We start from the raw sequence: 13,581 nt of genomic DNA, 5'->3' as shown, positions 1-13,581 counted from the left end.
GTTTTGTGGTGCCATCACAGCTTGATGCCGGCCTGACCCACTGTGGGAGCGGGCTTGCTCGCGATGGCATCACCGCGCTTTGCCTGCCAGACCCTATCGCCTGCATCGCAGGCAAGCCAGCTCCCACAAGTTTTGTGGTGCCATCACAGCCTGAAGCCGGCCTGCCCCACTGTGGGAGCGGGCTTGCTCGCGATGGCATCACCGCGCTTTGCCTGCTAGACCCTATAGCCCGCATCGCAGGCGAGCCAGCTCCCACAGACAGCACAGCCCCAAGATTGCCCGACACAAAAAAATCCCCCTGCCTCACGACAGGGGGATTCGATTAAACATACTGTCTATCTATTGCGGATCAATGATCCACCGCCCCGCTCGCCCCCAACCCCGTCTGCGAACGCACAAACTGAGGGAAGAACAGCGCACGCTCTTTCTCTGCCGACTTGGATTTGTCAGTAATGGAGAAGAACCAGATACCCGCGAACGCAATGATCATGGAGAACAGTGCCGGGTACTCGTAAGGGAAGATCGCTTTTTCATGATGCAGGATCTGCACCCAGATGGTCGGACCCAGGATCATCAGGCCAACCGCGCTCACCAGCCCCATCCAGCCGCCGATCATGGCGCCACGGGTGGTCAGGTTTTTCCAGTACATGGAAAGCAGCAAGACCGGGAAGTTGCAGCTCGCCGCAATGGAGAACGCCAGGCCCACCATAAACGCGATGTTCTGGCTTTCAAACAGGATACCCAGGCCAATCGCCAATACCGCCAATGCAATGGTGGTGATCTTCGAAACCCGGATCTCTTCCTTGTCGTTGGCCTTGCCCTTCTTGATCACGCTGGCATACAGGTCATGGGATACCGCAGAAGCGCCCGCCAGGGTCAGCCCCGCAACCACCGCCAGGATGGTGGCGAAAGCCACTGCCGAAATAAAGCCCAGGAACATGCTGCCGCCAACCGCATCCGCAAGATGCACAGCCGCCATGTTGTTACCACCCAGCAGGGCGCCAGCAGCGTCCTTGAAGTCCGGGTTAGTACTCACCAGGATGATCGCGCCAAAACCGATGATAAAGGTCAGGATATAGAAGTAGCCGATAAAGCCCGTTGCGTAGAACACGCTTTTACGTGCTTCCTTGGCATCGCTCACGGTGAAGAAGCGCATCAGGATGTGTGGCAGGCCGGCAGTACCGAACATCAGGGCCAGGCCGAGGGAGAATGCAGAGATCGGGTCTTTCACCAGCCCGCCCGGGCTCATGATTGCTTCACCTTTAGGGTGAATCTTCACCGCTTCGGCAAACAGGGCGTTGAAGTCAAAGTTGACATGTTTCATGACCATCACAGCCATGAACGTGGCACCCGACAGCAACATGACCGCCTTGATGATCTGCACCCAGGTCGTTGCCAGCATGCCGCCGAACAACACATACATGCACATCAGGATACCCACCAGGACCACCGCAACATGGTAATCCAGGCCAAACAGCAACTGGATCAGCTTGCCGGCACCGACCATTTGCGCGATCAGGTAGAACGCTACCACCACCAGCGAACCACACGCCGACAACGAGCGAATCTGGGTTTGACCCAATCGGTACGAGGCCACGTCGGCAAAGGTGTACTTACCCAGGTTACGCAGACGCTCGGCAATCAGGAACAGAATGATCGGCCAGCCCACCAGAAAGCCGATCGAATAGATCAGGCCATCGTAGCCGGAGGTGTAGACCAGCGCGGAAATACCCAGAAAAGATGCTGCCGACATATAGTCGCCCGCAATCGCCAGGCCGTTCTGGAAACCGGTGATCTTGCCGCCAGCCGCATAATAGTCAGCCGCCGACTTGTTGCGCTTGGATGCCCAGTAAGTAATGCACAGGGTTGCGCCCACAAATACGACGAACATGATGATCGCCGAAATATTGAGCGGTTGTTTTTGCACTTCACCTGTCAGGGCCTCCCCCGCCCAAACTGCCGGTGCAAGGGCTGAAGCGCCCAGTGTTGCCAATAAGCGCCCGATCATTGCCCAGCCTCCTTGAGAATTGCATTGTTCAGCTCATCAAACTCGCCATTGGCCCGACGCACATAGATACCGGTCAGCACGAAGGCCGAAACAATCAGCCCTACACCAATCGGAATACCCCAGGTAATGGAAGAGCCGGGGCTCAACTTGGCCCCCATGATGTGCGACCCATATGCAATCAACAGGATAAAGGCGGCATATAACCCGAGCATGATTGCCGAAAGAATCCAGGCAAAACGCTCTCTCTTTTTGACCAGCTCCTTGAAACGCGGGCTGTTTTGAATCGAGATATAAATGCTGTCGTTCATTATTTTTGTCCTCGCAGCACAGATGAGATGGAACGATTTCACTATTAGGGCGGCGCAAATTCAATTCCAGACGACTTTAGTAGTAGAGCCTCTGATTTGCTGCAGCCCCCGGTTTCTCTAGGCTGTAAGGACGATGACAACTTTTGCGACCCGCCTGACAAGCAAAAACCGCCTGGCGAAAACACCCGGCGGTCTTGTGTACTGCGAGCTAGACGCTTCGCGATTATTTAGCGGTCCATTGCGCTACCCGCTCCGGATGTTTGGCCACCCACTCTTTGGCCGCTACATCGGGTTTTGCCCCCTCCTGAATGGCCAGCATTACCTCACCAATTTCGTCTTTTGAATTCCAGGAAAACTTCTCCAGAAACGCCGCCACTTCCGGCGCCTTGGTGTTCAACTCTTTACTGCCGATGCTGTTTACAGTTTCAGCAGCGCCAAACACGGACTTGGGATCCTCAAGAAAACGCAGTTTCCACTTGGCAAACATCCAGTGCGGCACCCAGCCGGTCACGGCTATCGGTTCGTTTTTAGCATAGGCACGACCCAGTTCCGAGGTCATTGCCGCCCCGGAGCTGGCCTGCAACTTGTAACCCTTGAGGTCGTAATCCTTGATTGCCTCATCGGTTTTAAGCATCACGCCCGACCCGGCATCGATACCGACAATCTTGTTTTTGAACTCAGCACTGCCCTTCAAGTCAGCAATGGACTGGGCTTTTACATATTCAGGGACGATCAGGCCAATTTTGGCGTCTTTAAAGTTGGGGCCGTAATCCACAACCTTGTCTTTATTCTTGGCCCAGTATTCGCCGTGGGTTACCGGCAGCCAGGCGGACAGCATGGCGTCCAGCTTGCCCGTGGCCACGCCCTGCCACATGATGCCGGTGGCCACGGGCATCAGCTTCACGTCATAACCCAGCTTCTGTTTAATCACCTCGGCCGCTACATGGGTGGTCGCCACGCTGTCGGACCAACCATCCACATAACCGATATTCAGGGTCGGCTTGCCCTGGGCACTGGCCAGGCCCGCACTCATCGCCAGCACCAAGGCTGCTCCCGCGCTCAAAATTCGTCGCATCTTCATCTTTGATTCCCCACAGTGCCGGGCCCGACGAGTGCCGGGCCGCTCAAGATTCCTACAGAGTTATTCCACCCCGTATCACTTGCACCGGATAATCAACCGCGCCTGCCAAGCGCCCTGCTCTGACGACGACCCCCATGCAACCCGCAGCGACATGGCCACCCTAGCCAGATGGATGCGCGTGACCTTGCATGGCCGGGCAGACCAACAATACATGTCAAAATTATACGCAGCCGCTGCGCCCGCCCAATTGCAGGTAAGATGCGCGGCTTTGCTCCCATACGGCCTGACCATGTCCGCGACTGCCCGCTTCCCTGTGCTGCCTTATCTCCTTGCCTGCCTGCTGGGCGTATTTGCCATTGCCGGCTTCTGGTACGGCCTGGGCCAACCGGTGATATTGCCTGACGCGGCAACACCGACCCATAAACTGCAATGCGCGTCCTACACGCCGTTCGACAAGGACCAGTCACCGTTCGACCAGCCTTTCGTGCCCCGGGCTGAGCGGATGGACGCCGACCTGGCGTTGCTGGCCACGCGCTTTCAATGCATTCGCACCTATTCCCAAGCGGGCCTTGAAACCCTGCCGGAGTTGGCGCGCAAACACGGCCTCAAGCTGATGATCGGCGCGTGGGTGAGCAGCGACCCGATTGCCACGGAACATGAAGTCGACGCGCTCATAGCCTCGGCCAACGCCAACCCGGACGTGGTCAGTGCGGTGATCGTCGGCAACGAAGCCTTGCTGCGCAAGGAAGTCACGGCGCCACAGCTGGTCAGGCTGATCAACAAGGTAAAAAGCCAGGTCAAGCAACCGGTTACCTATGCAGACGTCTGGGAGTTCTGGCTGCAGCACCCGGAAATCGCCCCGGCGGTGGACTTCCTGACCATTCACCTGCTGCCGTACTGGGAAGATGACCCGGCCGGTATTGACCAGGCGGTACAGCATGTCGCCCAGGTCCGTCAGGTATTCGGCAACAAGTTTGCCCCCAAGGACATCCTGATCGGCGAGACCGGCTGGCCCAGCGAAGGTCGTCAGCGCGAAACCGCCCAGCCAAGCCGGATCAACGAAGCAAAATTCATTCGCGGCTTTGTCACCCTCGCCGAGCAAAATGGCTGGAAGTACAACCTGATTGAAGCCTTCGACCAACCCTGGAAACGTGGCAGCGAAGGCGCGGTAGGCGGTTATTGGGGGTTGTTCGATGCGGATCGCCAGGACAAGGGCATCCTCGCCGGCCCGGTCTCCAACCTGCCGCACTGGCCGGTCTGGCTGGGTTTTGGCGCTGTGCTGTTTCTGGGCACACTGCTGATGGGCGGCAAGGTCCGCACAAAACGTGCAGCGGTATTACTGCCAGCACTGGGTGCGGTGGCAGGATGCAGCATCGTGGCATGGGCTGAACTGGCCTCCGTGACCAGCCGCTTTGCTGGCGAGTGGCTATGGGCTGGCTTGCTGGTTGGCCTGAACCTGATCGTGCTGACCCACGGCGCATTGGCCCTTGGCCAGAAAGACGGCTGGCGCGAACGCCTGTTCAATGTGCTGGAGCGCCGTGCCGGCTGGTGGCTGGCCGCCGCCGGGTTTGCCGGTGCAGTGATGATGCTGGGGCTGGTGTTCGAGCCGCGCTATCGCAGCTTCCCCAGTGCCGCCCTGCTGCTGCCTGCGCTGGTTTACCTGCTGCGCCCGGTGGGCGGCCCCCGCCGTGAGTTCGGCCTGCTGGCCTTGATCATTGGGGCAGGCATACCGGTACAGTTATACCGCGAAGGCCTGCATAACCAACAGGCCTGGATATGGGCACTGGTTAGCGTCTTGCTGGTGATGGCGCTGTGGCGCAGTGTGCGCAAGCGCGCCTGACTCACTGCAGACTTTAAGCGGCTAGTTTTTTGTGGGAGTTGGCTTGCCTGCGATGCAGGCCCCGCGGTCTGTCAGGTAAACCGCAGCGACGCCATCGCGAGCAAGCCCGCTCCCACAGAGGATCAGGCCAGCATCAGGCTTTGAGGGCACCACGACATCTGTGGGAGCTGGCTTGCCTGCGATGCAGGCCACGAGGTCTGTCAGGTAAACCGCGGTGATGCCATCGCGAGCAAGCCCGCTCCCACAGAGGACCAGGCCAGCATCAGGCTTTGAGGGCACCACAACATCTGTGGGAGCTGGCTTGCCTGCGATGCAGGCCCCGCGGTCTGTCAGGTAAACCGCGGCGATGCCATCGCGAGCAAGCCCGCTCCCACAGAGGATCAGGCCAGCATCAGGCTTTGAGGGCACCACAACATCTGTGGGAGCTGGCTTGCCTGCGATGCTTGCAACTCGATCTGCCTGAAAAACCTGGGGGCTGCCATCGCGGGCAAGCCCGCTCCCACAGAGGACCAGGGTTTACTTTGCCGCGCGCACCAAGCGCAACCCGGCAATTACCACGGCAAACACTGCCAGGCTGGCGTTATACAGCGCCAGTGCGGGCAGGCCGAACAGCAGGGCCAGCACCGCCAGTGCGCAGCCGACACGCCCACGCACGCAAAAAGCAATAATCGACAGCACCAGCGCAACCCAGCCCAACACCCGGAAATGAATCAACAAGCCCAGGTTAGCCCGCAACTGGCATTCCCAGCGCGCGGCCTCGGCAACACAGGTTCCTACCCACTGCGAGTCCTCCATCAAGCCGTATCGCAACCCATAACTGGCGAGCAACCAAACAGGCAGGGCAACAAGCAGCAAGATCCACGGTAAACGAGGTCGCATAAAAACTCCGATAGGCAAAAGCGGCGCCCAGCTTAATCCCCATCTTCGGCTATGCAAGCCTTGCAATCAGATATCTGTTAACTAAAGTCATTCAGCGTGTATCTTGGGAGGCTTTTTGCCTGTTCGGGACTCTTTGGGGAAATATTTGGTGCCGCCAAATGGCACTTCAGTACTAGCCCTGTGGTCATAGCCTGCGAATCTTTTGCGCACCTTATTAGGGATAGTCTTCATGCTCCGTTCTCTGCCCTTCGCTGCCTTATTGGGCGGCCTTATCTTGAGTGCGTCCGCGCAGGCGGTCGATGTCGACCCCGCCACGTATGGCTATCCGATAACCAATCCGTTCGAAGCCACGATTGCCACCACCCCGCCACAAATGCGCCCGTTGCTGCCCGACGAAGATGATATCAACCAGTCGGACTACACCCTCAACCTGCGCCCTGAACGTGAGCACATACTGCCGGCCAATTTCTGGGCAGTGAAAAAACTCACTTACCGCATGGCCAAACAGGATCACCCGGCACCGCTGATGTTCCTGATTGCCGGCACCGGCGCCGCCTACGACAGCAGCCTCAACGAATACCTGAAAAAGCTCTTCTACCAGGAGGGCTATCACGTCGTGCAGCTGTCCTCACCGACCAGCTATGACTTCATGAGCTCGGCTTCGCGCCTGGCCACACCCGGCATCAGCCAGTACGACGCCGAGGATTTGTACCATGTGATGCAAGCCGTGCGCGCCCAACAGGCCAAGCTGCCCGTCACCGACTACTACCTGGCGGGCTATAGCCTGGGCGCACTGGATGCGGCCTTTGTCAGCCATCTGGATGAAACCCGCAAAAGCTTCAACTTCAAAAAAGTCTTGATGCTCAACCCGCCGGTCAATCTGTTTACCTCCATCAGCAACCTCGACAAGCTGGTGCAGACCGAGGTCAAGGGCATCAACAACTCCACCACGTTCTACGAACTGGTGCTGGGCAAGTTGACCCGCTACTTTCAGGACAAAGGCCGGGTCGACCTCAATGCGGCCCTGGTCTATGACCTGCAAAACTCCAAGGAGCGCCTGACCAACGAGCAAATGGCCATGCTGATCGGCACGGTGTTTCGTTTCTCTTCGGCCGATATCGTGTTCACCTCGGACCTGATCAACCGCCGTGGCCTGATCACCCCGCCGAACTACCCGATCACCGAAGGCACCAGCCTCACGCCGTTTCTCAAGCGTTCGTTGCAGTGTGACTTTGACTGCTACCTGACCGAGCAGGTGATTCCCATGTGGCGCGCCAAGACCGATGGCGGCAGCCTGTTGCAACTGATCGACCAGGTCAGCCTGTACGCCCTGCAGGACTACTTGAAAAACAGCCCGAAGATTGCCGTCATGCATAACGCCGACGACATTATCCTTGGCCCTGGTGACTTGGGCTTTCTGCGTAAAACCTTCGGTAATCGCCTGACGGTTTATCCGTATGGTGGCCACTGCGGCAATCTCAACTACCGAGTCAACGCTGACGATATGCTGGAGTTCTTCCGTGGCTAAACAATTACTGCTTCTCGCCGCCCTGCTCGGCGCAGGCTTCGCCCATGCCGACAACAGCAAGGCTCACACGGAACTGACCCCGGATGTCGACGGGTTTACCCAGCCGTTAAAACTGCTTAAGTTCAATCCGGGCCTGGATCAGCGTGAGTTCGAGCGCGCCACCATGAACGCACTGAGCATCTATGACCCGCTGGAGCCGCTCAACCGCCGGATCTACCACTTCAACTACCGCTTCGATCAGTGGGTGTTCCTGCCGGTGGTCAACGGCTATCGCTATGTCACGCCAAGCTTCCTGCGCACGGGCGTAAGCAATTTCTTCAACAACCTGGGGGATGTCCCCAACCTGTTCAACAGCCTGCTGCAGCTCAAGGGCCATCGCTCGCTGGAAACCACTGGGCGTTTGCTGCTGAACACAACCATAGGTATCGGTGGCTTGTGGGACCCTGCCACGGCAATGGGCCTGCCCCGCCAAAGTGAAGACTTCGGCCAGACCCTGGGCTTTTACGGCGTACCGGGCGGTGCTTACCTGATGCTGCCGATCCTTGGCCCGTCGAACCTGCGCGACACCACGGGGCTGGTGGTCGACTTTGGCGTCAACCAGGAAATCAACTTCCTCAACGTACCGCACGAGAGCACCCGCCACCCCGAGATCTGGGTGCTGGGCGCGGTCGACAAGCGCTACAACACCAGCTTCCGCTATGGCCAGTTCGACTCACCGTTTGAGTACGACAAGCTGCGTTACATTTACACCGAAGCGCGCAAGTTGCAGATTGCGGAGTAGCATCAGCATGGACGCATACCCTCGTAGCAGCTGACGAGCAACGCGAGGCTGCGTCCGACGATGCAATCGTCGTCAAGCCTTTAAACGCGGTGTATCTGTAACACCCGGGGAAATGGTTTTACGACTGCTGCGCAGCCGGACGTAGCCTCGCGTTGCTCGTCAACGGCTACAGGACACCCGCAAAAACTGGCACAGCGCTTCGCGCTTGGCCATCGCGTCACGACGCCCCAGCTCGATCAACTCCCGACAATAACCCGCCTCGAACAGCAGGTAGCTGAGCACCCCTGCACCACTGGTTTTGGTCGCACCCGGGCCACGCAAGAACATGCGCAGCGCGGCCGGCAGCTCATGCCGATGGCGGGCCGCGATCTCGTCAATCGGCTGGCTCGGCGCAATCACCAGGACTTCCACGGGCGACAAGCCCAGGTTGTCGGAGTGCCTGGGCAGCAGGCGGCTAAAGTGATTGAGCCGCTCAAGCAGCTCGATATCGCTCTCCAGGCTGTCGATAAACGTACTGTTGAGCATATGCCCGCCAATTTGCGCCAGGGTTGGCTGCTGCGCGTTGTAGTAGCGCGGCTGGTCGTCCTGCAGGTCGGGCCCGCGCGGGTTACCGCTCACGCCCACCACCAGCACCCGGCTGGCCCCCAGGTGCAGTGCCGGGCTAATGGGCGCCGACTGACGCACGGCGCCATCACCGAAGTACTCCTCGCCAATCTTGACCGGGGCAAACAACAGCGGAATGGCCGAGCTGGCCAGCAAGTGCTCCACCGTCAACGCCGTGGGCATGCCGATACGCCGGTGGCGCAACCAGCCATTGATGGTGCCCTTGCCCTGGTAAAAGGTCACCGCCTGGCTGGACGAGTAGCCAAATGCCGTGACGGCGACGGCCCGCAGATGCTGCTGGGCAATCGCCTGCTCGATACCGGGAAAATTGATTTTGGCCTGCAACAGAGAGCGCAAGGGCGAGCTGTCGAGCAGCGCCACCGGCACATGGGCGCCCAGCCCGAGCAGGCTGTGCCCCAGGAAGCGTGTGGCCTGGTGCAGCACCCCGGGCCAGTCGCTGCGCAGCACACGCCGGCTTTCAAAGCCCTGCCAGAACGCGGTCAGGTGCTCGACCGCGCGGGTGAAATCCATCGCCCCGCTGGCCAGGCTGACCGCGTTGATCGCCCCCGCCGAGGTGCCGACAATAACCGGGAACGGGTTGGCGGCACCGGCTGGCAGCAACTCGGCAATCGCCGCCAGCACGCCGACCTGATAAGCCGCCCGCGCGCCACCGCCAGACAGGATCAGACCCGTCACCGGCGCCGCCGTCACGGCCGGGCGGCCGCCTCAGCGGCGTTTGTCGTAGAGCTTGGGCTCGCCGGGCGGGCGGGTCTTGAAACGGCGATGGGCCCACAGATACTGCTCGGGGCATTCACGCACCGCCCGTTCAACCCATTGATTGATTCGCAAGCAATCAGCCTCATCGCTTTCTCCGGGGAAATCCCTCAGTGGCGGATGAATGACCAGCTTGTACCCACTGCCGTCGGCCAGTCTTTGTTGAGTAAAGGGCACAACCTGCGCTTTGCCCAGTTTGGCAAACTTGCTGGTAGCCGTAACGGTAGCCGCAGGAATACCGAACAGCGGCACAAAGATACTTTGCTTGGCGCCGTAGTCCTGATCGGGTGCATACCAGATCGCCCGCCCGGAGCGCAGCAGCTTGAGCATGCCACGCACATCATCACGCTCGACCGCCAGCGAATCGACGTTATGCCGCTCTCGGCCGCGACGCTGGATAAAATCGAACAGCGGGTTCTTGTGCTCGCGGTACATGCCGTCGATGGTGTGCTGCTGGCCGAGCAAGGCGGCACCGATTTCCAGGGTGGTGAAGTGGAACGCCATCAGGATCACGCCCTTGCCTTCGAGCTGGGCCTGCTTGAGGTGCTCCAGCCCTTCGACATGGGCCAGTTTGGCCAGACGCGGTTTTGACCACCACCAGCTCATGGCCATCTCAAAAAAGGCAATGCCGGTGGAGGCGAAGTTTTCCTTGAGCAATTGCTTGCGCTCGGCGGCCGACTTTTCAGGGAAACACAACTCAAGGTTGCGCGTGGCAATCCGCCGACGATCACCGGCCACCCGATACATCAGGGCGCCAAGGCCACGGCCGATATACAGTTGTACTTTATAAGGCAGTTGCACCACCAACCACAGCACGCCCAGGCCCAGCCATAGCAGCCAGAAGCGCGGATGAAAAAAAGCGGCACGAAAACGCGGGCGATCCATTAATGATTCCGGACAGACACAAGGGTCGGCCATTCTACATCGTTAGACCCGGCTTGCGGCCTGCGGGCGTTCTCGTTATAAGTCTCAGCACTTTAAGTGACAAGTCGCGTTAAGCAACCATGAGCCAAACCGAATCGCTAGACCAAGCCCCCGTGTTCCAGCTTAAGGGCAGTATGCTCGCCATCACGGTGCTGGAACTTGCGCACAACAACCTTGAAGCCCTGGACCGCCAACTGGCTGCCAAAGTGGCCCAGGCGCCGAACTTTTTCAGTAATACCCCACTGGTACTGGCGCTGGACAAGCTGCCCGCCAGTGAAGGCGCCATCGATTTGCCCGGGCTGATGCGTGTCTGCCGCCAGCATGGCCTGCGCACCCTGGCCATTCGCGCCAGCCGCATCGAAGACATTGCCGCCGCCATTGCCATCGACCTGCCCGTGCTGCCGCCTTCAGGCGCGCGTGAGCGACCGATCGACCCGATTGAAGTGGTGGTCGAGCCAAAAAAACCGGAAAAACCGCCGGAGCCGGCCATCAAGCCGACCAAAATCATCACCAGCCCGGTACGCGGAGGCCAGACCGTGTATGCCGAAGGCTGCGACCTGGTGGTCATCGCTTCCGTCAGCCCCGGCGCGGAACTTATGGCCGATGGCAACATCCATGTTTACGGGCCAATGCGGGGTCGCGCACTGGCCGGACACAAAGGCAACACCAAGGCAAGGATTTTTTGCCAGCAGTTGAGCGCCGAGCTAGTGTCAATTGCGGGCAAGTACAAGGTCTCTGAAGACCTGCGTCGGGATCCGCTATGGGGAACAGGGGTTCAGATCAGTCTGTCAAGTGACATGTTGAACATCACCCGGCTTTAACGGATACTCTCGCCATTTTCCAACCATCTCAAAATCGTAGTGAAAACAGTCTTTTCCTTGTGGGGCCAATGCCCGCCAGGGCTGTTCACCTGCAGTCGTCAGTAGAGATGTTATTCAGGGGCTAAAAAGTCCTTTTTCCTTAGGGGTGAAACACCTTGGCCAAGATTCTAGTGGTTACATCCGGCAAGGGTGGTGTGGGTAAGACCACCACCAGCGCCGCTATCGGTACCGGCCTCGCTCTGCGCGGCCACAAAACAGTGATCGTCGACTTCGACGTTGGCTTGCGTAACCTCGACCTGATCATGGGTTGCGAGCGCCGCGTGGTGTATGACTTCGTCAACGTGGTCAACGGCGAAGCCAACCTGCAGCAGGCCCTGATCAAAGACAAGCGCCTGGAAAACCTCTACGTGCTGGCCGCCAGCCAGACCCGTGACAAGGATGCGCTGACCAAGGAAGGCGTCGAAAAAGTTCTGATGGAACTTAAGGAAACCTTCGAATACGTGGTCTGTGACTCCCCGGCCGGTATCGAAACCGGTGCTCACCTGGCCATGTACTTCGCTGACGAAGCGGTCGTGGTGACCAACCCGGAAGTGTCCTCGGTACGTGACTCGGACCGCATGCTGGGCCTGCTGGCCAGCAAGTCGCGCCGCGCCGAACTGGGCCAGGACCCGATCAAGGAACACCTGCTGCTGACCCGCTACAACCCGGACCGCGTGTCCAAGGGCGAGATGCTCGGGGTTGAAGACGTCAAGGAAATCCTGGCCGTGGCCCTGCTGGGCGTGATCCCGGAGTCCCAGGCCGTGCTGAAAGCATCCAACCAGGGCGTGCCGGTGATCCTTGACGATCAGAGCGACGCCGGTCAGGCCTACAGCGATGCCGTTGATCGCCTGCTGGGCAAAACCGTGGAGCATCGGTTCCTTGATGTACAGAAGAAGGGATTCTTCGAGCGCCTGTTTGGAGGCAACTAAACAATGAACATTTTTGACTTCTTTCGTACTCGCAAAACGCCAACAACCGCGTCGGTTGCGAAAGAGCGTCTACAGATCATCGTGGCGCACGAGCGTGGCCAACGCAGCACCCCGGACTACCTGCCTGCCCTGCAAAAGGAACTGGTTGAGGTGATCCGCAAATACGTAAACATCGGCGATGATTCGGTACAGATCGCCCTTGAAAACGAAGGTAGCTGCTCGATTCTGGAACTCAACATCACACTGCCAGATCGTTAATCGATCCGGCGGGCACCACGGCGACTTGGGCGCCTTCCCTGCGGGGGAGGCTCCCTCGTCGCCGTTGGCGTTTTTCAAGAGGCTGTTTTAATGCCGTTGTCCAATATTCACATCATCCATGAGGACGCTGGCGTTCTGGTGGTCAACAAGCCCACCCTGCTGCTGTCGGTGCCGGGCCGGGCCGATGACAACAAGGATTGCTTGATTACCCGCCTGCAAGAAAACGGCTACCCCGAGGCGCGTATTGTCCACCGCCTGGATTGGGAAACGTCCGGCATTATCCTGCTGGCGCGGGATGCCGACACTCACCGCGAATTGTCCCGTCAGTTTCACGACCGTGAAACCGAAAAAGCCTACACCGCACTGGCCTGGGGCCAACCCGAGCTGGACAGCGGCAGCATCGACCTGCCCCTGCGCTACGACCCGCCGACCAAACCCCGGCATGTGGTCGACCATGAGTTCGGCAAAAATGCGCTGACCTTCTGGAAAGTGCTGGAACGTTGCGGCGATTACTGCCGGGTTGAGCTGACGCCGATTACCGGGCGTTCGCACCAGTTGCGCGTGCATATGCTGTCTATCGGCCACCCGTTGCTCGGTGATGGCCTGTATGCCCACCCGCAGGCCTTGGCGGCGTGGCCGCGCTTGTGCCTGCACGCCAGCATGCTCAGCTTCACCCACCCGCAAACCGGCGAGCGCCTGCGCTTTGAGTGCCCGGCACCGTTTTAAATACATGCCATCCCCTGTGGGAGCGGGCTTGCTCGCGATACAGGCGACGCGGTTTTGCAGGCACACCGCGCTGAGGCCATCG

The 13,581-nt window shown here is 59.2% G+C and carries 13 protein-coding genes; 7 read left to right on the top strand and 6 right to left on the bottom strand.

Features of this window, described 5'->3' with window-relative positions:
- Window positions 1–349: 349 nt before the first annotated feature.
- From BFC21_RS00635 to BFC21_RS00625, 3 genes are all read right to left on the bottom strand, one after another.
- Window positions 350–2,008: a cation acetate symporter gene (locus tag BFC21_RS00635; protein ID WP_088379388.1), complete on the bottom strand. Its 1,659-nt coding sequence runs from the start codon at window positions 2,006–2,008 to the stop codon at window positions 350–352.
- Window positions 2,005–2,316, bottom strand: a complete 312-nt coding sequence (locus tag BFC21_RS00630) for a DUF485 domain-containing protein (RefSeq protein WP_016780164.1) — start codon at window positions 2,314–2,316, stop codon at window positions 2,005–2,007. The genes BFC21_RS00635 and BFC21_RS00630 overlap by 4 nt, the downstream gene beginning before the upstream one ends.
- Before the next feature lie 223 nt (window positions 2,317–2,539).
- Window positions 2,540–3,397 (bottom strand): glycine betaine ABC transporter substrate-binding protein, encoded by an 858-nt coding sequence (locus BFC21_RS00625; RefSeq protein WP_088379387.1) that lies wholly within the window; start codon window positions 3,395–3,397, stop codon window positions 2,540–2,542.
- Between the two features lie 289 nt (window positions 3,398–3,686).
- Between BFC21_RS00625 and BFC21_RS00615 the strand changes: the two genes are divergently transcribed.
- The gene (locus BFC21_RS00615; RefSeq protein WP_095004172.1) at window positions 3,687–5,237 is read left to right on the top strand and encodes a glycosyl hydrolase family 17 protein; all 1,551 of its coding nucleotides are present in this window, start codon (window positions 3,687–3,689) and stop codon (window positions 5,235–5,237) included.
- Window positions 5,238–5,753: 516 nt separating this feature from the next.
- On the opposite strand, the gene BFC21_RS00605 is transcribed toward BFC21_RS00615, so the two are convergent.
- Complete coding sequence (locus BFC21_RS00605) at window positions 5,754–6,116, bottom strand: hypothetical protein (RefSeq protein WP_088379385.1); 363 nt, start codon at window positions 6,114–6,116, stop codon at window positions 5,754–5,756.
- Between the two features lie 229 nt (window positions 6,117–6,345).
- Between BFC21_RS00605 and BFC21_RS00600 the strand changes: the two genes are divergently transcribed.
- Together BFC21_RS00600 and BFC21_RS00595 are read left to right on the top strand one after the other, a co-directional pair.
- Window positions 6,346–7,644 (top strand): serine protein kinase PrkA, encoded by a 1,299-nt coding sequence (locus BFC21_RS00600; protein ID WP_016780160.1) that lies wholly within the window; start codon window positions 6,346–6,348, stop codon window positions 7,642–7,644.
- Entirely contained in the window at window positions 7,637–8,425 is a 789-nt protein-coding gene (locus BFC21_RS00595) for a VacJ family lipoprotein (RefSeq protein ID WP_088379384.1), read from the top strand. The genes BFC21_RS00600 and BFC21_RS00595 overlap by 8 nt, the downstream gene beginning before the upstream one ends.
- Before the next feature lie 159 nt (window positions 8,426–8,584).
- On the opposite strand, the gene BFC21_RS00590 is transcribed toward BFC21_RS00595, so the two are convergent.
- Window positions 8,585–9,724 carry a patatin-like phospholipase family protein gene (locus BFC21_RS00590; protein WP_256557613.1) on the bottom strand — a complete coding sequence of 380 codons (1,140 nt, stop codon included), beginning with the start codon at window positions 9,722–9,724 and terminating at the stop codon, window positions 8,585–8,587.
- Window positions 9,725–9,754: 30 nt separating this feature from the next.
- Window positions 9,755–10,687 carry a lipid A biosynthesis lauroyl acyltransferase gene (locus BFC21_RS00585; RefSeq protein ID WP_088379382.1) on the bottom strand — a complete coding sequence of 311 codons (933 nt, stop codon included), beginning with the start codon at window positions 10,685–10,687 and terminating at the stop codon, window positions 9,755–9,757.
- A 119-nt stretch (window positions 10,688–10,806) separates the two neighbouring features.
- On the opposite strand from BFC21_RS00585, the gene minC reads away from it, so the two are divergent.
- The 4 genes from minC (at window position 10,807) to BFC21_RS00565 (ending at window position 13,499) form a co-directional block, all read left to right on the top strand.
- A complete protein-coding gene (minC, locus tag BFC21_RS00580; RefSeq protein ID WP_088379381.1) occupies window positions 10,807–11,547 on the top strand; it encodes a septum site-determining protein MinC in 741 nt (246 codons plus the stop codon).
- A gap of 155 nt (window positions 11,548–11,702) precedes the next feature.
- Window positions 11,703–12,515: a septum site-determining protein MinD gene (gene minD / locus BFC21_RS00575; RefSeq protein WP_029611321.1), complete on the top strand. Its 813-nt coding sequence runs from the start codon at window positions 11,703–11,705 to the stop codon at window positions 12,513–12,515.
- A gap of 3 nt (window positions 12,516–12,518) precedes the next feature.
- Window positions 12,519–12,773, top strand: coding sequence for a cell division topological specificity factor MinE (gene minE / locus BFC21_RS00570; protein ID WP_016780154.1), 255 nt, complete (start codon window positions 12,519–12,521; stop codon window positions 12,771–12,773).
- A gap of 90 nt (window positions 12,774–12,863) precedes the next feature.
- Window positions 12,864–13,499, top strand: a complete 636-nt coding sequence (locus tag BFC21_RS00565) for an RluA family pseudouridine synthase (protein ID WP_016780153.1) — start codon at window positions 12,864–12,866, stop codon at window positions 13,497–13,499.
- The last annotated feature ends 82 nt before the right edge of the window (window positions 13,500–13,581 follow it).

It is taken from the genome of Pseudomonas sp. TMW 2.1634, assembly GCF_001703595.1.
Taxonomy (GTDB): domain Bacteria; phylum Pseudomonadota; class Gammaproteobacteria; order Pseudomonadales; family Pseudomonadaceae; genus Aquipseudomonas; species Aquipseudomonas fragi.
Note: the sequence above shows the minus strand (reverse complement) of the source record. Positions and strands in the feature narration are given on the sequence as shown.